The 21,597-nt window shown below is 75.1% G+C and carries 17 protein-coding genes and 2 tRNA genes; 10 read left to right on the forward strand and 9 right to left on the reverse strand.

Features of this window, described 5'->3' with window-relative positions:
* Window positions 1-93: 93 nt before the first annotated feature.
* Window positions 94-1,791, reverse strand: a complete 1,698-nt coding sequence (gene ptsP / locus ACFTZA_RS02260) for a phosphoenolpyruvate--protein phosphotransferase (protein ID WP_378190309.1) — start codon at window positions 1,789-1,791, stop codon at window positions 94-96.
* Window positions 1,792-1,983: 192 nt separating this feature from the next.
* Between ptsP and ACFTZA_RS02265 the strand changes: the two genes are divergently transcribed.
* Complete coding sequence (locus ACFTZA_RS02265; protein ID WP_378190311.1) at window positions 1,984-2,229, forward strand: glucose PTS transporter subunit EIIB; 246 nt, start codon at window positions 1,984-1,986, stop codon at window positions 2,227-2,229.
* A 32-nt stretch (window positions 2,230-2,261) separates the two neighbouring features.
* Window positions 2,262-2,726 carry a PTS glucose transporter subunit IIA gene (locus tag ACFTZA_RS02270; protein ID WP_378190760.1) on the forward strand — a complete coding sequence of 155 codons (465 nt, stop codon included), beginning with the start codon at window positions 2,262-2,264 and terminating at the stop codon, window positions 2,724-2,726.
* Here ACFTZA_RS02270 and ACFTZA_RS02275 read toward each other — a convergent pair.
* On the reverse strand, window positions 2,693-3,778 hold the full coding sequence (locus tag ACFTZA_RS02275; protein ID WP_378190313.1) for a mechanosensitive ion channel family protein: 1,086 nt from the start codon (window positions 3,776-3,778) through the stop codon (window positions 2,693-2,695). The genes ACFTZA_RS02270 and ACFTZA_RS02275 overlap by 34 nt on opposite strands.
* A gap of 72 nt (window positions 3,779-3,850) precedes the next feature.
* On the opposite strand from ACFTZA_RS02275, the gene malQ reads away from it, so the two are divergent.
* The gene (malQ, locus tag ACFTZA_RS02280) at window positions 3,851-6,031 is read left to right on the forward strand and encodes a 4-alpha-glucanotransferase (RefSeq protein WP_378190315.1); all 2,181 of its coding nucleotides are present in this window, start codon (window positions 3,851-3,853) and stop codon (window positions 6,029-6,031) included.
* A 114-nt stretch (window positions 6,032-6,145) separates the two neighbouring features.
* On the opposite strand, the gene pepN is transcribed toward malQ, so the two are convergent.
* Window positions 6,146-8,731, reverse strand: coding sequence for an aminopeptidase N (gene pepN / locus ACFTZA_RS02285; protein WP_378190317.1), 2,586 nt, complete (start codon window positions 8,729-8,731; stop codon window positions 6,146-6,148).
* 138 nt (window positions 8,732-8,869) lie between these two features.
* On the opposite strand from pepN, the gene ACFTZA_RS02290 reads away from it, so the two are divergent.
* Together ACFTZA_RS02290 and ACFTZA_RS02295 are read left to right on the forward strand one after the other, a co-directional pair.
* Window positions 8,870-9,529 carry a DsbA family protein gene (locus tag ACFTZA_RS02290; protein WP_378190320.1) on the forward strand — a complete coding sequence of 220 codons (660 nt, stop codon included), beginning with the start codon at window positions 8,870-8,872 and terminating at the stop codon, window positions 9,527-9,529.
* A 167-nt stretch (window positions 9,530-9,696) separates the two neighbouring features.
* On the forward strand, window positions 9,697-10,758 hold the full coding sequence (locus tag ACFTZA_RS02295) for a hypothetical protein (protein WP_378190322.1): 1,062 nt from the start codon (window positions 9,697-9,699) through the stop codon (window positions 10,756-10,758).
* Window positions 10,759-10,825: 67 nt separating this feature from the next.
* On the opposite strand, the gene ACFTZA_RS02300 is transcribed toward ACFTZA_RS02295, so the two are convergent.
* A complete protein-coding gene (locus tag ACFTZA_RS02300) occupies window positions 10,826-12,862 on the reverse strand; it encodes a M13 family metallopeptidase (RefSeq protein WP_378190324.1) in 2,037 nt (678 codons plus the stop codon).
* Between the two features lie 60 nt (window positions 12,863-12,922).
* Here ACFTZA_RS02300 and ACFTZA_RS02305 point away from each other — a divergent pair, with 60 nt between their 5' ends.
* Window positions 12,923-13,384: a ribose-5-phosphate isomerase gene (locus tag ACFTZA_RS02305; RefSeq protein ID WP_378190326.1), complete on the forward strand. Its 462-nt coding sequence runs from the start codon at window positions 12,923-12,925 to the stop codon at window positions 13,382-13,384.
* A 1-nt stretch (window position 13,385) separates the two neighbouring features.
* Window positions 13,386-14,432: an Fpg/Nei family DNA glycosylase gene (locus tag ACFTZA_RS02310; protein WP_378190328.1), complete on the forward strand. Its 1,047-nt coding sequence runs from the start codon at window positions 13,386-13,388 to the stop codon at window positions 14,430-14,432.
* A gap of 28 nt (window positions 14,433-14,460) precedes the next feature.
* Here the strand turns inward: ACFTZA_RS02310 and eis are convergent, their stop codons facing one another.
* A complete protein-coding gene (eis, locus tag ACFTZA_RS02315; protein ID WP_378190330.1) occupies window positions 14,461-15,810 on the reverse strand; it encodes an enhanced intracellular survival protein Eis in 1,350 nt (449 codons plus the stop codon).
* A 66-nt stretch (window positions 15,811-15,876) separates the two neighbouring features.
* Between eis and ACFTZA_RS02320 the strand changes: the two genes are divergently transcribed.
* Window positions 15,877-16,272, forward strand: a complete 396-nt coding sequence (locus ACFTZA_RS02320; RefSeq protein ID WP_378190332.1) for an MGMT family protein — start codon at window positions 15,877-15,879, stop codon at window positions 16,270-16,272.
* A gap of 54 nt (window positions 16,273-16,326) precedes the next feature.
* Here the strand turns inward: ACFTZA_RS02320 and ACFTZA_RS02325 are convergent, their stop codons facing one another.
* The 4 genes from ACFTZA_RS02325 to ACFTZA_RS02340 all read right to left on the reverse strand — a co-directional run bounded on the left by ACFTZA_RS02325 (window position 16,327) and on the right by ACFTZA_RS02340 (window position 19,617).
* Window positions 16,327-17,385 (reverse strand): LLM class F420-dependent oxidoreductase, encoded by a 1,059-nt coding sequence (locus ACFTZA_RS02325; protein WP_378190335.1) that lies wholly within the window; start codon window positions 17,383-17,385, stop codon window positions 16,327-16,329.
* A gap of 159 nt (window positions 17,386-17,544) precedes the next feature.
* Entirely contained in the window at window positions 17,545-18,141 is a 597-nt protein-coding gene (epsC, locus tag ACFTZA_RS02330; protein ID WP_378190762.1) for a serine O-acetyltransferase EpsC, read from the reverse strand.
* Between the two features lie 41 nt (window positions 18,142-18,182).
* Entirely contained in the window at window positions 18,183-19,118 is a 936-nt protein-coding gene (gene cysK / locus ACFTZA_RS02335) for a cysteine synthase A (RefSeq protein WP_378190337.1), read from the reverse strand.
* 425 nt (window positions 19,119-19,543) lie between these two features.
* Window positions 19,544-19,617 (reverse strand) — tRNA-Gly (locus tag ACFTZA_RS02340).
* Between the two features lie 164 nt (window positions 19,618-19,781).
* Here ACFTZA_RS02340 and ACFTZA_RS02345 point away from each other — a divergent pair.
* A tRNA-Pro gene (locus ACFTZA_RS02345) sits at window positions 19,782-19,855 on the forward strand.
* Between the two features lie 152 nt (window positions 19,856-20,007).
* On the forward strand, window positions 20,008-21,414 hold the full coding sequence (gene tig, locus ACFTZA_RS02350) for a trigger factor (protein WP_378190339.1): 1,407 nt from the start codon (window positions 20,008-20,010) through the stop codon (window positions 21,412-21,414).
* Window positions 21,415-21,597 lie beyond the last annotated feature (183 nt).

Genomic DNA, 21,597 nt, shown 5'->3' on the forward strand with positions numbered 1-21,597 from the left:
AGCGTCGGGCGCGGGGCGGGGTCGGTGGTCACGACCCCATCCTCGCACCGCGGGTCCGGCGGCCCGGGCCCGCCGGACGGCGTGCGGCGAGCGTCACAGCCCGAGCGCGGCGAGCTGCGGCAGGTTCTCCCGCACGACTGCCCGTGCGTCGGCGGCGCTCTCGGCGTCGAGCGCGAGCCGGGCGACGCGGCGGCAGTCGTCGAGGTCCACCTCGCGCAGGAGCGCGCCGACGTCGGCGATCGCGCGGGCGGTCATGGACAGCGACGAGGCGCCGAGCCCGACGAGCACGACGGCGAGCGCGGGGTGCGACGCGGCCTCCCCGCACACGCCGACGGGACGGCCCTGCTGCGCGCCGCCCTCGCACGTCGCCGCGACCAGGCGCAGCACGGCGGGCTGCCACGGGTCCGAGAGCTCGGCGAGGGAGCCGAGGAGGCGGTCGGCGGCCATCGTGTACTGCGTGAGGTCGTTCGTGCCGATCGACGCGAAGGCGGCGCGCGCGAGGATCGGCCCCGCGAGCAGCGCGGCGCTCGGCACCTCGACCATGACGCCCGCGACGTCGAGGCCGTGCGCGTGGCAGCGCTCGACGAACCACTCCGTCTCGCCGACGGTCGAGACCATGGGCGCCATGACCCACACCTCGGCCTCCTCCGCGGCGGCGGCCTGCGCGATCGCGGCGAGCTGGTCCTCCAGGAGCCCGGGCCACCGGGCCGCGGTGCGCAGGCCGCGCACCCCCAGCGCGGGGTTCTCCTCCTCGGGGGCCGACAGGAAGTGCAGCGGCTTGTCGGCGCCGGAGTCCAGCGTGCGCACGACGACCTTGCGGCCGGGGAACTCGCGCAGGACGGTGCGGTAGGCGCTCACCTGCTCCTCGACGCTCGGCGGGTCCTGGCGGTCGAGGAAGCAGAACTCGGAGCGGAACAGGCCCACGCCCTCGGCGCCCGCGGCCGCCGCCGGCGCCGCACCGGCGGGGTCGCCGACGTTCGCCAGCAGCTGCACGCGGTGGCCGTCGCGCGTGCGGCCCGTGCCGTCGAACGTCCGCACCTCGAGCGCGCGCTCCCGCGCGGCGCGGACCGCCTCGGGAGAGGGGTCGACGACGACCGTGCCGGCCGACCCGTCGACGAGCACGAGGTCCTCGGCCGCCAGGGCCGCGCTCGCGCCCGCCGCGGCGACGACCGCGGGGATGCCCATGGCGTTCGCCACGATCGCGGTGTGCGACGTCGGCCCGGCGCCGTCGGTGACGATCGCGAGGACCCGCGTCGGGTCGAGCGCCGCGGTGGCCGAGGGCGCGAGGTCGGGCGCCACGAGCACGAACGGCTCGGCGTGCTCCGGCACGCCCGGTGCGGGCCGGCCGGTGAGCGCGGCGACGAGGCGGTCGCGCACGTCGAGCACGTCGCGGGCCCGCTCGGCGAAGTGGCCGCCGAGCTCGGCGAACTGGCGGGCGACGTCGTCGGCCGCCTCCCACACGGCGCGCTCGGGCACCAGGTGCTCCTCGAGGACGCGCCGGCGTGCGTCGGCGGCGAGGGTCGGGTCCGCCGCCATGGCGGCGGTCGCGTCGAGCACGTCCCGGGCGTCCCCCTCGGCGGTGGCGGCGGCGCGCTCGAGGTCGGCCGCGACGTCGCGCGCCGCGTCGTCGACGCGGCGCGCCTCGGCCTCGTGGTCCGCGCGCGGGGGCAGGCGCAGCCCCGGGGCGGGCTCGGCGATCGGCTCCGGCATGAGCACCACGGGCCCGGCGACGGTGCCGGGACACACGCCGATGCCCGTGATCACGCGCCGGGACTCGTCCTGGGATCCCACGTGCCTCAGCTCCTGTCCGCGTCGAGCGACGCGCCCGTGGAGCACGCGCCTGTTGCGTTCCCGTGTCGCCCCGGCGTCGATCCGGTGACAACCGTGCCCAGGAGACTAGGCTGTTCCACGGGTGAACGGCACCCCGACACCCCGGGTCGACCCGCCCGGGGTCTCCCGCACTCGCCTCAGGAGACCAGTTCGATGAGCACCCCCGCAGACACCAAGGCCCAGCAGATCCTCTCCGCGCTCGGTGGGCAGGGCAACGTCGTCGACCTGGAGCCGTGCATCACGCGCCTGCGCGTGGAGGTCACGGACCCCGAGCTCGTCGACGAGGCGCAGCTCAAGGCCACCGGTGCGTTCGGCGTCGTCCGGTCGGGCCGCGTGGTGCAGGTGATCGTCGGTCCCGAGGCCGACAACCTCGCCGCCGAGCTCGACGGCCTGCGCTGACCGGGTCCCGCCGGCTCGTCGTCGGCAGCCCGCTGGCGGGCACCGTGGTCGCGCTCGAGGACGTGCCCGACCCGGTGTTCGCCCAGGCCATGGTCGGCCCGGGCGTCGCGGTCGAACCGTCCACCGACGAGCCGGGCGGCGACGACCCCGCCGGCGACGGGGCCGCCCGCGTCGTCGCCCCCGCGGACGGCCGGGTCGCCACGGCCTTCCCGCACGCGTTCGCCCTCGAGACGGCCACGGGCCGCACCGTGCTCGTGCACCTCGGGATCGACACCGTCCGGCTCGCCGGCGAGGGGTTCGCCGTGCACGTCGGCGCGGGCGAGGACGTGCGGGCCGGCGACGCGGTCGTCACGTGGGCGCCGCGCGACGTCGCCGCGGCCGGTCTCGCGACCGTATGCCCCGTCGTCGCCGTGCAGGCCGACCCCGGCACGGTCGAGGTGCTCGTCCGCCCGGGGGACGTGGTTCAGGCGGGGGAGCCCTTGCTCGCCTGGTCCTGAGCGACCGCCGCGCCCGCGGCCGCGCCGCGTGCGGCGTCCCTCATCGCGGCGCCCGCACCGTCGCCGGCCTGGCGGTGCCCGGCCTCCGCCGGCGAGTGGTCGAGGACGACCACCTGCTGCGCACCGGCGAGCGGGATCCGCGCGTCGGACAGCGCCTCGCGGACCGCGGCGCGCAGCGCGCGGCCCACCTCCCACTGCATCGCGGCGTGCGTCTTGACCTGGACCTTGAGCTGCAGCGCCTCGGCCGTGAGCTCCTCGATCCCGAGGACCTCGGGCGCCTCGAGGACGTGCTGGCCGAGGACCGGGTCGGCACGCACCGCCTCGCCCGCCTGGAGCAGCACGGAACGGACCTGCTCGACGTTCGCGTGGTACGCGACGCGCACCTCGACCGCCGCGCGGCTCCACTCCTGCGTGAGGTTGCCCGTGCGCAGGATCTCGCCGTTGCGCACGTACCAGAGCGTGCCGTCGATGGCGCGCACCTTCGTCACGCGCAGCGCGACCTCCTCGACGGTCCCGACGACCTCGCCGAAGTCGACGACGTCGCCGACCCCGTACTGGTCCTCGAGCAGCATGAAGGTCCCGGACAGGAAGTCCTTCACGAGGCTCTGCGCGCCGAAGCCCAGCGCGACGCCCGCGATGCCCGCGGACGCGAGGAACGGACCGATGTTCAGGCCCAGCTCGGCGAGCACCATGAGCACGACCGTGGTGCCGATGAGGATGTTCGCGGCGGAGCGCAGCACCGAGCCGATGGTCCGGGCGCGCGCGGCGCGCCGCGCGTTCGCGAGGGGGTTCGCCCGCAGGATCGCGCTGCCGACCTCGGATCGGCCCAGGCCCTTGAGCCGGCTGGTGCGCAGCGTGGGCGTGCCCTCCGCGATGTGCTCGGTGACCTTGCGGATCAGCCGCCGCACCAGGGCGAGCGCGACCGCGCCGACGACGACGACGAGGATCACGCGCAGCGGCACGCCGACGAACCACTCCAGCCACGCGTCGGGGTCGCTCGGGTCGAACGGTTCCGGGCCGGTCGGGGTCGTGTCGAAGGGAGTGGGGGTCATGCGGGCAGGCTACCCGCCGGGTCTGGGCGCGCCGTGTGCGCGGTCCTGCCCGGACGTGGACGTTCTGGCAGGATGCGGTGCGTGAGCGAACCTCCGCAGTCGGACCTGCCCGAGCCCTTGGTCCAGCTCGCGGACGCCCACGGCGTGGCGTCCGACTTCTCCGACTTCGACGGCACCAGGCGCCAGGTGCGGGCGTCCACGCTGGTCGCCGTCCTCGAGGCGCTCGGCGTGCCGGCCTCGTCCCCCGAGCGGGTGGGCGTGAGCCTGGAGCACGCGCGCGACGACGCGTGGCGCCAGATGCTCCCGCCGACGGTCGTCGTGCGCCAGGGCGAGGCGGTGCAGGTCCCGGTGCACGTCACCGACGGTGCCGACGTCGAGGTCTGGGTCGAGCTCGAGGCCGAGCCGTCCGTGCGCTCCGGCCGGCACGCACGCCGCGCCGCACGGCCCACGCGCTCGCTGGCGCAGCTCGACGTGCTCGTCGAGCCGCGCACGGTCGACGGCCGGCTGGTCGGCCGGGCGACGTTCGAGGTCCCGGCCGACCTCCCGCTCGGCTGGCACGACCTGCACGCGGCGAGCGAGGGCAGCCAGGCGCGCGCCGCCCTCGTGGTGACGCCCGGTCGGCTCGAGCTCCCCGAGGCCGTCGCCCAGCGGCCCGGCTGGGGCTTCATGGCCCAGCTGTACTCGGTGCGCTCGCGCGCGTCGTGGGGCGTGGGCGACCTCGCGGACCTCGCCGACCTCGCGTGGCTGGCCGCGCACGAGGCCGGCGCCGACTTCGTCCTCGTCAACCCGCTGCACGCGGCCGAGCCGCGCACGCCGATGACGCCGTCGCCGTACCTGCCGACGAGCCGGCGCTTCGTCAACCCGCTGTACGTGCGCGTGGAGGACATCCGCGAGACCGCCTACCTGTCGGCGGCCGACCGCTCCCTGGTCGAGTGGGCGTTCGACCCGGTCCGCTCGCTGAGCACCGACCCCGGGCCCGTGGACCGCGACGCCTCCTGGGAGGCGAAGAAGGCCGCGCTCGAGGTGGTGTTCACCGCGCCGCGCTCCACGGCGCGCCAGGCGTCCTTCGAGGCGTTCCGTGCGGAGCAGGGCCAGGGGCTCGAGGACTTCGCGACGTGGTGCGCGCTCGTCGACCACTACGGCGACCGGGACTGGCCGCCGGGCGCGCTGGACCCGTCGAGCCCCACGGTCACGGCGCTGCGCGAGGAGCTCTCGGACCGCGTCGACTTCTACTGCTGGCTCCAGTGGGTCGCCGACGAGCAGCTGCGCGTCGCCCAGCGCACCGCGCGCGAGGCGGGCATGTCGGTGGGGATCATGCACGACCTCGCCGTCGGCGTGCACCCCGAGGGGGCCGACGTCTGGGCGAACCGCGGGGTGCTCGCGACGGGCGTCTCCGTCGGCGCGCCCCCGGACATGTACAACCAGCAGGGCCAGAACTGGTCCCAGCCGCCGTGGCACCCGAAGGAGCTCGCGCGCGCGGGCTACGCGCCGTACCGCGACATGCTGCGCACCGTGCTGCGGCACGCCGGGGCGATCCGCATCGACCACATCATCGGCCTGTTCCGCCTGTGGTGGATCCCGGGCGGGGCCCGCGCGGACGCGGGGGCGTACGTCCGCTACGACCACGAGGCCCTCGTCGGCATCCTGTGCCTCGAGGCGCACCGTGCCGGCGCGGTCGTCATCGGCGAGGACCTCGGCGTCTTCGAGCCGTGGGTGCGGGACTACCTCGCCGAGCGGGGCGTGCTGGGCACGTCGGTGCTGTGGTTCGAGCGCACCGAGGACGGGGCCCCGCTGCCGCCCGAGGACTACCGCCCGCTCACGCTCGCGACGGTCACGACGCACGACCTGCCGCCCACCGCGGGCTACCTCGCGGGGGAGCACGTCGAGCTGCGCGACCGCCTCGGCGTCCTCAACGAGCCGGTCTCCGAGGTGCGGCGCAAGGCCCGCGAGGAGCGGGACGCGATGGTCGCGTTCCTCGCCGAGCGCGGACTGGTGGGCGACGACCCGTCCGAGCGCGAGCTCGTGGAGGCGCTGCACCGCGTGATCCGCCGGACGCCGGCGGCGCTGCTCGGCGTCTCGCTCGCGGACGCCGTGGGGGAGCGTCGCTCGCAGAACCAGCCCGGCACGGACACGGAGTACCCGAACTGGAAGGTGCCGCTGGGTGACGCGTCCGGCTCCGTCGTGCTGCTCGAGGACCTGTTCGACAGCGCGCGCCTGCGCTCGCTGGCGGCGGCGATGAACGAACCGCTCTGACGTCGCGCGCCGGGTTCCCCGAGGTCGGGGCCCGGTGCCCCGCGCGGGAGAGCCCCGGTCGCCGGGAGGGGGAGCCCTGGTCCTGCGGACCAGGGCTCCCGCTCGTGCGGGCGGTCAGGCCCGCGCGTCCGCCGCCTGGGCGACGAGCGCCCGCTCGACGCCCGCGAGGTTCTCGACGACGAGCCGGCGCAGCGCCGGTGCCGCGTCGGCGTTCGCGTCGAGCCAGTCGCGCGTCGCGTCGCGCAGCGCGCCGCTCGCCAGCGGCGCCGGGTACAGGCCCGTCACGAGCGCCTCGGCGATGTGGTACGACCGCTCGTCCCACAGCGGCAGCAGCGCGTCGAAGTAGGCCCCGACGACCGGCGCGAGCGTCGCCGGGTCGTTGACGTGCTGGAAGCCCTGCGTCGTGGCGCGCACGATCGCGTTCGGGGCCTCGTCGGACCCGACGAGACGGTCGAACGCCGCCCGCTTCGCCTCGGCCGACGGCACGGTCGCGCGGGCGCGCGCGGCGGACTGCTGGCCGGTCGCGGTCGAGTCGCCCGCGAGGGTCTCCTCGATCTCCGCGTCGTCCGCGAGGTCGAGCAGCACGAGGCCCTCGAGGATCTCCCAGCGCAGGTCCGTGTCGATCTCCAGCCCGTCGAACCCGGCCGAGCCGTCGACGAGCGAGCGCAGCGCGTCGCCGTGCGCCGGCGTGGACGCCAGGTGCGCGAAGAACTTGACGAGCTGGAACTGCAGGTCCGAGCCCGCCTCCGCCTCGCCTGCGAGCCGCCACAGGGCGTCGCCCACCTCGACCAGGGTCTCGGCGCGGCGCTCCGGCGCGACGTAGGTCTTCACGGCGAGCGCGAGCTGGTTGAGCGTGGTGCGGACCGTCGTCGACTCGGTCTCGCGCGCCACGTTCCCCAGCACCAGACGCACGTAGTCGCTGGCGGGGGTCTCGCCGTCGCGCGTGGCGTCCCACGCCGCTCCCCACACGAGCGAGCGTGCCAGCGGGTCGGCGATGTCGGCGAGGTGCGCGGTCGCGACCTCGAGCGACGCCGGGTCGAGCCGGATCTTCGCGTACGCGAGGTCGTCGTCGTTGAGCAGCACGAGCTGCGGGCGGTCGAGGCCGCGGAGCTCGGCCACGTCGGTGCGCTCGCCGTCGACGTCGACCTCGACCCGGTGCGTGCGCACGAGGGCGCCGTCGCGCAGGTCGTAGAACCCGATGCCGAGGCGGTGGGGGCGCAGCGTGGGGTGGTCGGCGGGTGCGGACTGCACGACCGTGAACGACACGACGCGGTCGTGCGCGTCGAGCTCGATCTCGGGGCGCAGCGTGTTGACGCCCGCCGTCTCCAGCCACTTCGCCGACCACTCGGTGAGGTCGCGACCGCTCGTGGCCTCGAGCTCCACGAGCAGGTCGCGCAGCTCCGTGTTGCCCCACGCGTGCTTGCGGAAGTACGCGGCGACGCCGGCGAGGAACTGCTCCTTGCCGACCCACGCGACGAGCTGCTTGAGCACCGACGCGCCCTTGGCGTACGTGATGCCGTCGAAGTTGACGAAGACGTCCTCGAGGTCGTTGATCGACGCGACGATGGGGTGCGTCGAGGGCAGCTGGTCCTGGCGGTACGCCCAGGACTTCTCCATCGCGGCGAACGTGGTCCAGGCCTGCGTCCACTCCGTCGCCTCCGCCGTCGCGAGCGTCGAGGCGTACTCGGCGAACGACTCGTTGAGCCACAGGTCGTTCCACCACTTCATGGTCACGAGGTCGCCGAACCACATGTGCGCGAGCTCGTGCAGGATCGTCACGACGCGGCGCTCCCGCACGGCGTCGGTGACCTTGGAGCGGAACACGTACGTCTCGGTGAACGTCACGCAGCCCGCGTTCTCCATCGCGCCCATGTTGTACTCGGGCACGAAGAGCTGGTCGTACTTGTCGAACGGGTACGGGTGCTCGAACGCCTTCTCGAAGAACGCGAAGCCCTCCCGGGTCTTGTCGAACACGTAGCCGGCGTCGAGGTGCTCGGCGAGCGACGCACGGGCGAACACGCCGAGTGGGATCGTGCGGCCGTCGGAGGACGTCAGCTCGCTGCGCTCCACGACGTACGGCCCGGCGACGAGCGCCGTGATGTACGACGACATGCGCGGGGTGGGCTCGAACGCCCAGCGGGCGACCTCGACGTCGCCCGCGCCGGTGCCGGTCGGGTCCGCGACGGTGCCGACGGCCTGCGGCTGCGGCGTCGGCTGGTTGCTGACGACCTGCCACGCGGCCGGCGCGGTGACCGTGAACGCGAACGTCGCCTTGAGGTCGGGCTGCTCGAACACCGCGAACACGCGGCGTGCGTCCGGGACCTCGAACTGCGTGTAGAGGTAGACCTCGCCGTCGACCGGGTCGACGAAGCGGTGGAGGCCCTCGCCGGTGTTCGTGTACGCGCAGTCCGCGACGACGCGCAGCTCGTTCTCGGCGGCCAGCCCCTCGAGCGCGACGCGCGAGTCGGCGAACACCTCGGCCGGGTCGAGGGAGCGCCCGTTGAGCACGACCTCGTGCACGGTCGGGGCGACGAGGTCGACGAACGTCGACGCGCCCTCGGTGGCGGTGAACCGCACCACGGTCGTCGAGGCGAACGTCGCCGCCCCCGTGGTCAGGTCGAGCGCGACGTCGTAGGACTGGACGTCGACGGTCCCCGCGCGCTCGATCGCCTCGGCGCGGGTGAGGTTCTCTCCGGGCACTGCATCTCCTCGGTCTCGGTGGGAGCCTGGTGGGCCTCGCCGATCATCCCACGCAGGGCCGGGGCCCCGGCGGGAATAACGGCCGGTGCGCGAGCGTCGGACCAGGGGACCGTCCACGACGACAAGGAGAACCGACCCGTGACTCTCGCCGCGACGCCGGACACCGCCACCGCCCCCGCCACCACCGCGACCGACGTCCCCGGCGTCGCCGACTTCTGGTTCGACCCGATGTGCCCGTGGGCGTGGATGACGAGCCGCTGGATGGGCGAGGTGGAGCAGGTCCGCGACGTCACGGTCCGCTGGCACGTGATGAGCCTCGCCGTGCTCAACGAGGACCGCGACCTGCCCGCCGACTACCGCGCGCTCATGGACCGGGCGTGGGGCCCGGTGCGCGTCGTGACCGCCGCGCGCGCCGAGCACGGCGACGACGTCGTCAAGCCGCTCTACGACGCGATCGGCACCCGGCTGCACCCCGGTGGCCGCGACGACGACGACGCCGTCCTCGCCGAGGCCCTGGCCGAGGTGGGGCTGCCCGCCGAGCTCGCCCGGTACGCGCACGAGGACACGTACGACGAGCAGCTGCGCGCGTCGCACGCCGAGGGCGTCGCGCGGGTCGGGGAGGACGTCGGGACGCCCGTCGTCGCGTTCGCCGGCACGGCGTTCTTCGGACCGGTCGTCACGCCGGCGCCGAGGGGCGAGGCCGCGGGGCGGCTGTGGGACGGCTGCGTCCTCGTCGCGTCCACGCCCGGCTTCTTCGAGCTCAAGCGCACGCGCACGCAGGGCCCCGTCTTCGACTGAGCGGCGCGCCCGCGACCGGCACGACAGCCCCCTCCCAGGCTTCGTCGAGGTTCGACCGGTGCGGGTGAGGCGTGCCATGCTTCATCGCTTGTGGGCCGCCTCGTCGACGGCCCGTGCCGCCCGGCGACGGCCGGACGCGCCCGACGAGTACGCCCCGAGGAGCGAGCATGTCCCCGAACGCACCCGTGCCACCTCCGCCGCCGCCCGGTGGCGGGCCGGTGCCCGCGGGCGCCCCGGACGGCGGCGCACCGGGCTCGGCGCCGGGGTGGGCGCCGCCCGCGCCGCCCGCGTTCGCGCCCTCGGGACGGCCGGCGGCCCAGCAGCGGCCCTCGGCCGCCAGCACGCCGGCCGACGGGCAGCCGACCGTCGTCCAGCCGGCGGTGCCGGACGGCGCGACGGTCGTGCAGCGCGTCACCCCGACGGCCGGCCTGCCGACCGCCGCGCAGCCCGTCGTGCAGCCCGCCGCGCAGCCGGCGGTGCCCGCGCCGACGCCGCCCCAGCGGGTGCGCTACGCGACCGAGCAGCCGCGACAGGCTGCGCCCTACACGGCCGCGCCCGCCCCGGCGCGGCCCGCGTACCACCCTCCCGCCGGGATGTCCGCCGGGATGCCCGCCGCGGGCGGTGCCGCCGGCGGCCCGACGGGTGCCGCGCCGCGCGCCGCCGGTCCGGCGGGTTCCGGGGGGGATCGCCGTTCGTCCGGACGGCGCCTCGGACCCGGCTGGATCGCGTTCATCGCCCTGGACGTGGTCCTCGTCGTCGCCGCGGTCGTCGTCGGGTTCTCCCTCCTCGGCGGGGGCGAGCCGCAGGGGTCCCCGGGTGCCACCGCGTCCCCGTCGGCCGGGGCGACGCAGGACGCCCCGGCCGAGGAGCCCGTACCCACCGTGACCGAGACGTTCGCGTCCGAGACCCGGAACATCACGTGCGAGATGACCGACCTCGGCGTGACGTGCTCCATCGCCGAGCTCGCGACGCAGCCCGCACCGGTCGCCGGGTGCGACGGCGCCGTCGGCTACCAGGTCGTGCTCGACGCCGACGGCGTGCGCCAGCCCTGCGTCGCGGCGGGCGACCTGCCCGGGCCGGCCCCGGACGACGTCGCCGTGCTGCCGTACGGGGAGTCGAGGACGGTCGGCGGGTTCACGTGCGACAGCGCGAACACCGGCATGACGTGCCGCGACGACGCCACCGGCAAGGGTTTCGCCGTGGCGAAGGCGGGCATCCGCTCGCTCTGACGCGGCCGGGTGGTGCGGGCGCGGCCGGGTGGTGCGGGCGCGGACGCCCGCACCACCCGTCGGTGCGTCACCAGATGCGCACGCGCTCCGCGGGCGCGAGGTACAGCGCGTCGCCCGGCTGCACGTCGTAGGCCTCGTAGAACTCGTCGACGTTGCGCACGACGCCGTTGCACCGGAACTCGTTCGGGGCGTGCGGGTCGGTCGCGATGCGCCGCACGACCTCCTCGTCGCGGCCCTTCGCCTGCCAGACCTGCGCCCAGCCGAGGAAGACGCGCTCGATGCCCGTCAGGCCGTCCACGACGGGCGCCTCGGCCAGCGGGCGGCCGAGCGCGATCCGGTAGGCCTTGAGCGCGATCGACAGACCGCCGAGGTCGCCGATGTTCTCGCCGATCGTCAGCGCGCCGTTGACGTGCGGGGCGTCCTCGGCCAGCTGCGCCGGGCGGTACGCGTCGTACTGCGCGACGAGCACCTTCGTGCGCTTCTCGAACTCCTGCCGGTCGGTGGCCGTCCACCAGTCCTCGAGCCGCCCGGAGCCGTCGTACTTCGAGCCCTGGTCGTCGAAGCCGTGACCGATCTCGTGACCGATGACGGCGCCGATGCCGCCGTAGTTCACGGCGTCGTCCGCGTCCGGGTCGAAGAAGGGCGGCTGGAGGATCGCCGCGGGGAAGACGATCTCGTTCATCCCCGGGTTGTAGTACGCGTTGACCGTCTGCGGCGTCATGAACCACTCGTCGCGGTCGAGCGGCCTGCCGATCTTCGCGAGCTCGCGGTCCTGCTCGAACGCGTGCGCGCGGCGCACGTTGCCCACGAGGTCGTCGGGCTCGACGACGAGGGCCGAGTAGTCGCGCCACCGCACGGGGTAGCCGATCTTCGGCGTGAACGCCTCGAGCTTGGCGAGCGCGCGCTGCTTCGTCTCCTCCGTCATCCAGTCGAGCGACCGGATCGACTCGTCGTACGCCGCGACGAGGTTGGCGACGAGCTGCTCCATGCGCTCCTTGTGCGCCGGCGGGAAGTGGCGCTCGACGTACACGCGCCCGACGGCCTCGCCGAGCGCACCCTCGACCACGGACACGGCGCGCTTCCACCGCTCGCGCACCTCCTGCGCCCCCGAGAGGGTGCGGCCGTAGAAGTCGAAGTTCGCCTCGACGAGCTCGTCCGTGAGGTAGGGCGCGCGGGCGGTCACCAGGTGGTAGACCATCCACAGCCTCCAGTCCTCGAGCGGCTCCGACTGCCAGAGCGCGGCGAAGCCGGTGGCGAAGCCCGGCTCGCGCACGACGACGTCGTCGAGCGAGCCCTCGGGCGCACCCAGCGCCACGGCCCACGCGCGCCAGTCGAAGCCCGGTGCCTTCTCCGCGAGACCGGCGAGCGACATCGGGTTGTACGTGAGGTCGGCGTCGCGGTCGCGCACGACGTCCCAGTGCTCGGCGGCGAGCTTCGTCTCGAGGGCGACGACGCGCTCGGCCGCCTCCTCGGGCGTGACGCCCCACGTCTCGGGCATCACGCCCGCGAGTCCCAGCATCCGGGCCACGTGCGGCGTGTACCGCTCGCGCACCGGCGCGTACTGGTCCTCGCGGTAGTACGCCTCGTCGGGCAGCCCGAGCCCGCCCTGGTGCAGGTAGGCGACGTAGCGCTCCGGGTCCTTGGCGTCGTTGTCCACCCAGAACCCGACGGCGCCCGCGCCGCCGGTGCGCTGCAGCGCACCGAGCGCACCGGTCAGCTCGGCCTGCGACGTGGCGTCGCGCACGAGGGCCAGGTCCTGCTGCAGGGGGGTCGTGCCGAGCGCCTCCACGCGGGCCGTGTCCATGAAGCTCGCGTACAGCGCGCCGACCTTGGCGGCGTCCGCACCGACGTCCGCGGCGCCGGACGCGACCGCGCGGCCGAGGTCCGTGATGATCTCGCGCACGTCGAGCTCGGCCTGGTCGTGCAGCGCGCGGAACGCCCCGTCCATCGCGCGGTCCGCGGGGATCTCGTGCGCCGCGAGCCAGCGGCCGTTCACGTGCCGGTAGAGGTCGTCCTGCGGACGCGTGGCCGGGTCGAGCGTGGACAGGTCGATGCCGGAGCGGCGGGCGCCCTCGGCCGTGGACGTCGGGGAGGTCTGAGTCATGCGTCTCAGGCTACGACCTCGCCCCCACCCCCGGCCGTCCGCCTGCGGCATGATGAGCCCATGCGCGTTCACATCGCCTCCGACCACGCCGGCTACGAGCTCAAGACCCACCTCGCCGAGCACCTGAGGGCCGCCGGCCACGACGTGGTGGACCACGGTGCCCACGAGTACGACGCGCAGGACGACTACCCCGCGTTCTGCTTCGCCGCGGGCGAAGCGGTCGTGGCCGAGCCCGGCTCGCTCGGGGTCGTCATCGGCGGTTCGGGCAACGGCGAGCAGATCGCCGCCAACAAGGTCGTCGGCGTCCGCTCCGCGCTCGCCTGGAACCTCGAGACGGCACGGCTGGGTCGTCAGCACAACGACGCGAACGTCGTCGCCGTCGGTGCGCGCCAGCACTCCGTGGACGAGGCGGTCGAGCTCGTGGACGCGTTCCTCGCCGAGCCGTTCAGCGGCGACGCGCGCCACCAGCGCCGCATCGACCAGCTCGCCGCGTACGAGCGCTCGCGCGGCACGTCCGACTGACGTGCCGGAGGGGCACACCGTCCACCGGCTCGCGCGCGCCCTCGGGGAGCTCTTCACCGGGGAGGCGCTCGCGGTGAGCAGCCCGCAGGGTCGGTTCGCCGCCGGCGCCGCGCTGCTCGACGGCCGTGTCGTCGTCGCGAGCGAGGCGTGGGGCAAGCAGCTGTTCCTCGGGTTCGCGGGGCACGGCGGGCACGGCGGGCAGCACGGGGACGGCACGGCGGGGGACGACGACGTGCGCTGGCTGCGCGTGCACCTCGGCCTCTACGGCGCCTGGACGTTCGCGGGCGACGGGAGCACCGCCGTCGTGCACGCGATCGGCGCGCCGCGCCGCCGCATCGGCGAGCGCGAGACCGTGCCTGCCGGGCCGGGGGAGCCACCGGTCGCCGCGCTGTCCGACGACGCGTGGACCCCGCCCGCCCCGCGCGGCGCCGTGCGCGTGCGGCTCCTCGGCGAGCACGCCGTCGCCGACCTCACGGGACCGACCGCGTGCGAGGTGGTCACCGGCGAGGAGAAGGCTGCGGTCGAGGCCCGGCTCGGGCCCGACCCGATCCGGGATCCCGCACCGGGCGACCCGGACCCGCGCGAGGTGTTCGTCGAGCGCGTGCGCCGGTCCCGCAGCCCGGTGGGGCTGCTGCTCATGAACCAGGACGTCGTCGCCGGCGTCGGCAACATCTACCGCGCCGAGTCGCTGTTCCGCGCGCGCCTCGACCCGCTGCGCCCGGGCCGCGACGTGCCGGCGGAGGTCCTGCGCGACCTGTGGGACGACCTGGTGGCCCTCATGCGCGACGGCACGCGCACGGGCGCGATCGTCACGACACGGCCCCAGGACCGCGGCGCGGGCGGCGCTCTCGACGTCCCGGCGGACCCGGGGCGCCGCCGGGCGCGCGTGCGGCAGAACGCCGACGGCGCGCCGGGCGGGGTCCCGGCCGACGAGGCGTTCTACGTCTACCACCGCGACGGGCTGCCGTGCCGCGTGTGCGGCACCCCCGTGCTCCACCAGGAGCTCGCGGGACGCAACCTCTACCGGTGCGGGGTGTGCCAGGTCTGACGGTGCCCCGCCGGGCCCGGCACGCGCGTCAGAAGACCCAGCTGCACACCGGCGCGACCGGCCACGCGAACGCCGCGCTCGCGGCCGCGAGCGTGCCCGGGGCGTGCTCGGCGACGAACCCGGCCGCGGCGAGCGACGCGAGCGTGACGCCGCCGAGGTACGCCGCGCCGAGCTCGCGCACGTCGAGCGTCAGGTCGGCCGGGTCGTCGGTGCGGCCGGCCCACGCCTCGCCGAACGCGGCGGCGCGCACGCGCCAGCGCCCCTCGTTGGCGGGCACGCGCGCGTCGTGCACGTGGAGGACGACGTCGACGTCCGCCGCGTACCGCCGGGCGGCGAGGGCCGCGGGGACGTCGACGACGCGCACCCACAGGTTGTCCGCGAGCCGCGGTGACGCGGAGCGCGGGTCCACGAGCAGATGGGTGAGCGCGTCGTCGGCGGGGATCATGAACGGCGTGACCTCGTGGGACAGGTCGAGGTCCGTGAGAACTCCCCAGAGCGCGCGCGCCGCGGCCGGGTCGAGCGCGACGACCTCGCCCGTCGACACCGTGCCGCGCGGACCCTGCGTCTCCCACGCGAGGCTGCGCCGGAAGCGTGCGTACCCGCGCGGCTCGCCGTCGAGCTCGACGATCGCGATGCGCAGCGCCTCGCGCCCCTTGCGGAACGCGGGGGCGTCCGCCCAGAAGGACGCGTCGAGCGCGTCCGTCTCGCGCGTGGCCCAGCCCGGCCGGTTGACGACCGTCCCGGGCCCGCGCCCGGTGGGGTCGGCGCCGGCACGCTCGTGGAGCGCCGCGACGAGGTCGCCGTGGCGCTCGCGGGACGCGCGCTCGACGCGGACGGTGTGCCGTTCGGCGCCCGGGACGTCGCGCAGCGCGGCGCCGCGGGGCACGGTCACGCGCAGGTCGTCCGCCGCGTGGCCGTACCCGAAGCGACCGTAGATCCCCGCCTCGGCGGCGAAGAGCGCCGAGACCGCCTCCCCGCGCTCGCGGCAGTCCGCGAGGTGGCGGTCGATCATCGCGCTGAGCAGCCTGCGGCGTCGGTGCGCCGGGTGCACGCCCACCCAGGTCAGTCCCGCCACGGGCGTCGTGGCGCCGGGGACGGGGAAGCGCGCGAACGGGTAGGACGCGTGCATCCCGACGAGCTCGCGCCGCACGGGGAGCGCGCCGTCGAGGGGCTCCGCGCTCTCGTCCGTGACCTCGCGCACGACGCCCCCGGTGCGCGACCAGGTCAGCGGCGACGGCAGCTCGACGAGGTCGTCGACGTCCGCGGGCATCGGGAACGCCCACGTGTCCAGCTCGAGGACGTCGCGCAGGTCGTCGGGACCGAGGTCGGTGAAGGCGTACCCCCGGGGGAGGGTCGCGGTCGTCCGGTCGTGGCTCATGCGCCGATCCTCACGGGCGGCGCCCGCCCGCGCCAGGGATTTCGCCACCTCCGTAGAGTGCTCGGCGTGGACCTGTCGCAGCCCGACGAAACCCCGGGGACGCGCGTGCAGCACCCCGGAGCGCTCTCGCCCGCCGCGGAGTACGCGGCTGCGGTGCTCGCGCTCGTGCGCCGCATCCCGGCCGCCCGCGCCATGACGTACGGCCTCGTCGCGGAGGTCGTGGCGGAGTCGCTGCACCGTGGCGGGCCGCGCCAGGTGGGCGCGGTGCTGGCCGGCTCGTCCGGGGTCGACGACGACGGCGCGCCCGTCCCGTGGTGGCGCGTCGTCAACGCGGCCGGCTCGCCGCCCGCGCACCACCTGGACGCCGCGCTCACCGAGCTGCGTGCGGAGGGCTGCCCGCTCACGCGCGACGGGCGCCGCGTCGACCTGCGCCGGGCGGTGTGGTTCCCGGAGGCCGACTGACCGCCTGCCGGGACCGCTCGGTCGCGACGGCCCGGGGGAACCGGTCGCGCGGGGTCAGGCCGGAGCGGTCGCGTCGCCGACGGGCAGGAGTGCCGCGAGCGTGCGGACGGCCGTGGCGTCGCCCTGCACGAGGATCGTCGTCACCGCGGTCGAGCGCCACGCCTCGAGGTCGCGCGCGATCTTCTCCGCCGGGCCGACGAGGGCGACGTCCTCGACCATCGCGGTCGGCACGGCCGCTGCGGCCAGGTCCTTGCGGCCGGCGAGGTAGTGCGCCTGGATCTCGTCGCACGCGTCGGCGTAGCCGAGCCGGTCCAGCGCGTCGCGGTGGAAGTTGGCGCCCTTGGCGCCCATGCCGCCGACGTAGAGCGCGAGGAACGGGCGCACGCGGTCCGCGGCGCGCTCGACGTGCTCGTCGACGACGACGGGGACGGTCGCGCTCACCTCGAACGCGGTCTCCGGGGACCGCTCGGGGGAGCGCCGCGCGAAGCCGTCCGCGAGGAGCTCGCGGAACGTGCCGTCCATGCGGGGGGAGTAGAAGAGGGGGAGCCAGCCGTCGGCGATCTCCGCGGCGAGCGCGATGTTCTTCGGCCCCTCCGCGGCGAGGTGGACGGGCAGGTCGGCGCGCAGGGGATGGACCGTCGAGCGGAGCGCCTTGCCGAGACCGGTGCCCTCGCCGTCCGGCAGGGGGAGGGGGTAGTGCGGTCCGCGGCTCGTGACCGGGGCCTCGCGCGCGAGGACCTGCCGCACGACGTCGACGTACTCGCGCGTGCGGGCCAGCGGGCGCGCGTACGGCTGGCCGTACCAGCCCTCGACGACCTGCGGACCGGACACGCCGAGGCCCAGCACGAAGCGACCCCCGGACAGGTGGTCCATCGTCAGCGCCGCCATCGCGGTGGCCGTGGGCGTGCGCGCGGACAGCTGGGCCACCGCGGTGCCGAGCCGGACGCGCGAGGTGCGCGACCCCCACCACGCGAGCGGGCTGAACGCGTCGGACCCGTAGGCCTCCGCCGTCCACACCGAGTCGACGCCCAACCGGTCGGCGGCGACCACCGCCTCCTGCACGCCCTCGGGCGGGCCCGCGGACCAGTAGCCGGTGTGGATGCCGAGACGCACGGTGACTCCTCGTCGTCGAGGGACGGGTGGACGCGGGGCACCGGGCGGACGCCGGCCCCGGAGATGTCCGAGACGCCGCGTCCTGGGTACCGCGCGGACCCACCCTAGCGGAAGCCCCTGCGCCTCGGACCACGTGCTCGACTCGGACCAGTACTCGACTCAGATCACGTACTCGATGAGGAGCGACGGGTCCTCCACCGTCGTGCGCCCCGCGGGTGCCGCGTCCGGGACCCGGACGCGTGCCGGGACGCCCACCGCGACGGCGCCCGCGGGGACGTCCTTGACGACCACCGCGTTGGCCCCGACCTGGACGTCGTCGCCGACCCACACCGGGCCGAGGATCTTCGCGCCGGCCCCGACCACCACGCGGTCGCCGAGGGTGGGGTGCCGCTTGCCCCGGCGCATCGAGCGTCCGCCGAGCGTCGAGGTGTGGAAGAGGACGACGTCGTCACCCACCTCCGCGGTCTCTCCGACGACGACGCCCATCCCGTGGTCGATGAACAGGCGCCGGCCGATGCGGGCACCCGGGTGGATCTCCACGCCCGTCAGCGCGCGCGCGAGCTGCGACACGAGCCGTGCGGGCAGGCGCAGCACCGGCTCGCGCCACATGCGGTGCGCGAGGCGGTAGGCCCAGACCGCGTGCACGCCCGGGTACGCGAGCGCGACCTCGAGGCGGCTGCGGGCGGCCGGGTCCCGCCGTCGGGCCGCCTCCAGGTCCTCCTCCAGCACGCGCAGGAAGCGGCGGACCCGGGACAGCTTCCCGGGCCCGCCGCCACGCGTCGACGGTGCGGACAACGTCAGTCCAGCAGGTCGGCGTAGAGCACCGACGACAGGTAGCGCTCGCCGAACGACGGGATGATCGTCACGATGAGCTTGCCCGCGTTCTCCGGCCGCTTCGCGAGCTCGAGCGCCGCCGCGATCGCCGCACCGGAGGAGATGCCGACGAGCAGGCCCTCCTCCTTCGCCGCGCGCCGCGCGTACTCGACCGCCGTCTCCGCGTTCACGTCGATGACCTCGTCGTAGACCGACGTGTCGAGGATCTCCGGGACGAAGTTCGCGCCGATGCCCTGGATCTTGTGCGGTCCCGGCGCGCCCCCGTTGAGGATGGCCGACTCCTCGGGCTCGACCGCGACGATCTGCACGCCGGGCTTGCGCTCCTTGAGGACCTGGCCCACGCCGGTGATGGTGCCGCCCGTGCCGATCCCGGCGACGACGATGTCGACCCCGCCGTCGGTGTCCGCCCAGATCTCCTCGGCCGTCGTGCGGCGGTGGATCTCCGGGTTGGCCTCGTTGGCGAACTGCCGGGCCAGGATCGCGCCCTCGCGCTCGGCGACGACCTCGTCGGCCTTGTTCACCGCGCCCTTCATGCCCTCCGACCCGGGGGTCAGGATCAGCTCGGCGCCGAAGGCGCGCAGCAGCGCGCGGCGCTCCTTCGACATGGTCTCCGGCATCGTCAGCACGACGTCGTAGCCGCGCGCCGCGCCGACCATCGCGAGGGCGATCCCCGTGTTGCCCGACGTCGCCTCGACGATCGTGCCGCCCGGCTTCAGCTCGCCGGACGCCTCGGCGGCGTCGACGATCGCGACGCCGATGCGGTCCTTGACCGAGTTGGCGGGGTTGTAGAACTCGAGCTTGCCGACGACGGTCGCGCCCGCGCCCTCGGTGAGCTTGTTCAGGCGGACGAGCGGGGTGCTGCCGACGAGCTTCGTGACGTCGTCGTAGATGCGTGCCATGGCTTCCTCTTCTGTCGAGGGCTCGGACGAGCCGGGAACAACGGGGTTCGGTGCGGGGGAGCGGGGGGCCGGACGAGGTCCGGGGCCAGCGTCCCGCAGCCCGGGTGCGCCCGCGCGCCCGGCGTGCCGGACGAGGGGGCGTGCGCCGGTGCGGGCGCGGCAGGGGCGGTCGTCAGCGACAGCCGGGACAGCGACGACAGGAGGTCCGCGCGAGGGCGCGGCCGAGCGGTGCGGGACGCGCGGCGCTCGCGGTCATTCCTCGCTCCTCCTGGTCGGCGGCGCCCGGTCGGCGGTCCGGTGAGGGCCGCGGCGGAGGGCGTCGTGCTGCCGAGCGTATCCGTCCCGGTCACGGGCCTGCAACGGCGTCCGTGCCGCGGACGGCGAGGGGCGCCGCGCCGACATCGGCGAGGCGCCCCTCGTGGAGGTGGAGCGGGCGACGGGAATCGAACCCGCGTAGCCAGTTTGGAAGACTGGGGCTCTACCATTGAGCTACGCCCGCGAGGGCCCGCGCCGACGCCCTCGCCCGTTCTGCCACGAGGTGTCGGCCACGTGAGGGCGATCGAGGCGCGCGCCGCGACCTGCGGCGCAACCTTAGCAAACGGCGCCGACCGCTCCCGCGCGCACCAGTACACTGACCGGTGCCCGCCCGACGTGACGGGTGGACGGGGTGTGGCGCAGGTTGGTAGCGCGTCCGCTTTGGGAGCGGAAGGTCGCAGGTTCAAATCCTGTCACCCCGACATCTCCGCCGTGAGCCGACCGGCGTTGTCCCGGTGGCGTAGGCTTGACGGGTTGCCCGTACGTCCCGCGGTGGTCCGTACCCTCGCGCGGCGCACGCAGCTCGTCCCCGTTGCCGCACCCGGCCCGCCCCGATCAGTTGGAGATCATCGAAGTGAAGAGCGCCGTCGAGACCCTGGACCCCACCAAGGTCAAGCTGACCGTCGAAGTGGGGTACGACGAGCTCCAGCCGAGCATCGACCACGCCTACAAGCACATCGCGGAGCAGGTGAACATCCCCGGCTTCCGCAAGGGCAAGGTCCCGCCCCGCATCATCGACCAGCGCGTCGGCTGGGGCGCCGTCGTCGAGCACGCCGTCAACGACGCGCTGTCCGGCTTCTACCGCCAGGCCGCCTCGGAGGAGAGCCTGCGCCCGCTCGGCCAGCCCGAGGTCGAGGTCACGGAGATCCCCGCGAAGGCCGGCGAGGGCCAGCTGGTGTTCACCGCCGAGGTCGAGGTCCGCCCGGAGATCGAGCTCCCCGAGATCGGGTCGCTGGACATCACCGTCGACGCCGCCGAGGTCAGCGACGAGGACGTCTCCGAGCGCCTCGACGCGCTCCGCGAGCGGTTCGGCACGCTGGTCGGCGTCGACCGCCCCGCCGCCGAGGGCGACTTCGTCGTCATCGACCTCAAGGCCGTCATCGACGGCGAGGAGGTCGACTCGGTCTCCGGCGTCAGCTACCAGATCGGCTCGGGCAACATGCTCGAGGGCCTCGACGAGGCGCTCACGGGCCTGTCCGCCGACGAGACGACGACGTTCTCCGCGCCGCTCGCGGGCGGCGAGCACGAGGGCAGGGCGGCGGAGGTCACCGTCACCGCGACGACCGTCAAGCAGCGCGACCTGCCCGAGGCGGACGACGAGTTCGCGCAGCTCGCGTCCGAGTTCGACACGCTGGACGAGCTGAAGGCGGACCTGCGCGAGCAGGTCGCGAGCACGAAGACGTCGAACCAGGCCGTCGCCGCGCGCGACGCCCTGCTGGAGGCGCTCTCGAGCGCCGTCGAGGTCCCGGTCCCCAGCGGTGTCGTCGAGGCCGAGGTGCACCGCCACCTGGAGTCGGAGGGGCGTCTCGAGGACGACGAGCACCGTGCCGAGGTGACCGAGGAGGCGACGACCGCCATCCGCAACCAGATCCTGCTCGACACGCTCGCGGAGCGCCTCGAGGTCAAGGTCGCGCAGGAGGAGCTGCTCGAGTACCTCGTGCAGGCCTCGCGCCAGTACGGGATGGACCCGAACCAGTTCATCCAGTCGCTCGACCAGGGCGGCCAGATCCCGGCGATGGTCGGCGAGGTCGCGCGCTCGAAGTCGCTCGCCGTCGCGCTGCGCCAGGTCGAGGTCAAGGACTCCGCCGGCAACGTCGTCGACCTCACCGAGTTCATCGGCTCGGACGAGGAGGACGCGGCCGGCGAGGAGCCCGCGGACGCACCGGCCGAGCCCGTCGAGGAGGCGCTCGTCGACGACTCCGGCGACGCCGCCGCCGACACCCCCGTCGAGGACCCGGCGGACGAGAGCACCAAGGCCTGACCGGCCCGTCACGACGGCCCGCACCCTCCGCGCGAGGGTGCGGGCCGTCGTCGTCCGCGAGGCCCGCGCGGACGTGCGTCGGCGCCGTATGCGCCGACAGCGAAAACGCGCCGCATCAGGACGAACGGCCGGGGTGGCCCGCGTTAGGGTCACTGCAGCACGGCTGGAACGCAGGTCCCCGGA

It is taken from the genome of Cellulosimicrobium sp. NPDC057127, from assembly GCF_042670945.1.
Classification (GTDB): Bacteria; Actinomycetota; Actinomycetes; order Actinomycetales; family Cellulomonadaceae; genus Cellulosimicrobium.

Coding starts and splice junctions, on each gene's coding strand:
- ACFTZA_RS02265 (WP_378190311.1), top strand. CDS start 1,984: ATGAGCACCCCCGCAGACACCAAGGCCCAGCAGATCCTCTCCGCGCTC.
- ACFTZA_RS02275 (WP_378190313.1), bottom strand. CDS start 3,778: ATGACCCCCACTCCCTTCGACACGACCCCGACCGGCCCGGAACCGTTC.
- malQ (WP_378190315.1), top strand. CDS start 3,851: ATGCGGTGCGTGAGCGAACCTCCGCAGTCGGACCTGCCCGAGCCCTTG.
- ACFTZA_RS02295 (WP_378190322.1), top strand. CDS start 9,697: ATGTCCCCGAACGCACCCGTGCCACCTCCGCCGCCGCCCGGTGGCGGG.
- ACFTZA_RS02300 (WP_378190324.1), bottom strand. CDS start 12,862: ATGACTCAGACCTCCCCGACGTCCACGGCCGAGGGCGCCCGCCGCTCC.
- ACFTZA_RS02305 (WP_378190326.1), top strand. CDS start 12,923: ATGCGCGTTCACATCGCCTCCGACCACGCCGGCTACGAGCTCAAGACC.
- eis (WP_378190330.1), bottom strand. CDS start 15,810: ATGAGCCACGACCGGACGACCGCGACCCTCCCCCGGGGGTACGCCTTC.
- cysK (WP_378190337.1), bottom strand. CDS start 19,118: ATGGCACGCATCTACGACGACGTCACGAAGCTCGTCGGCAGCACCCCG.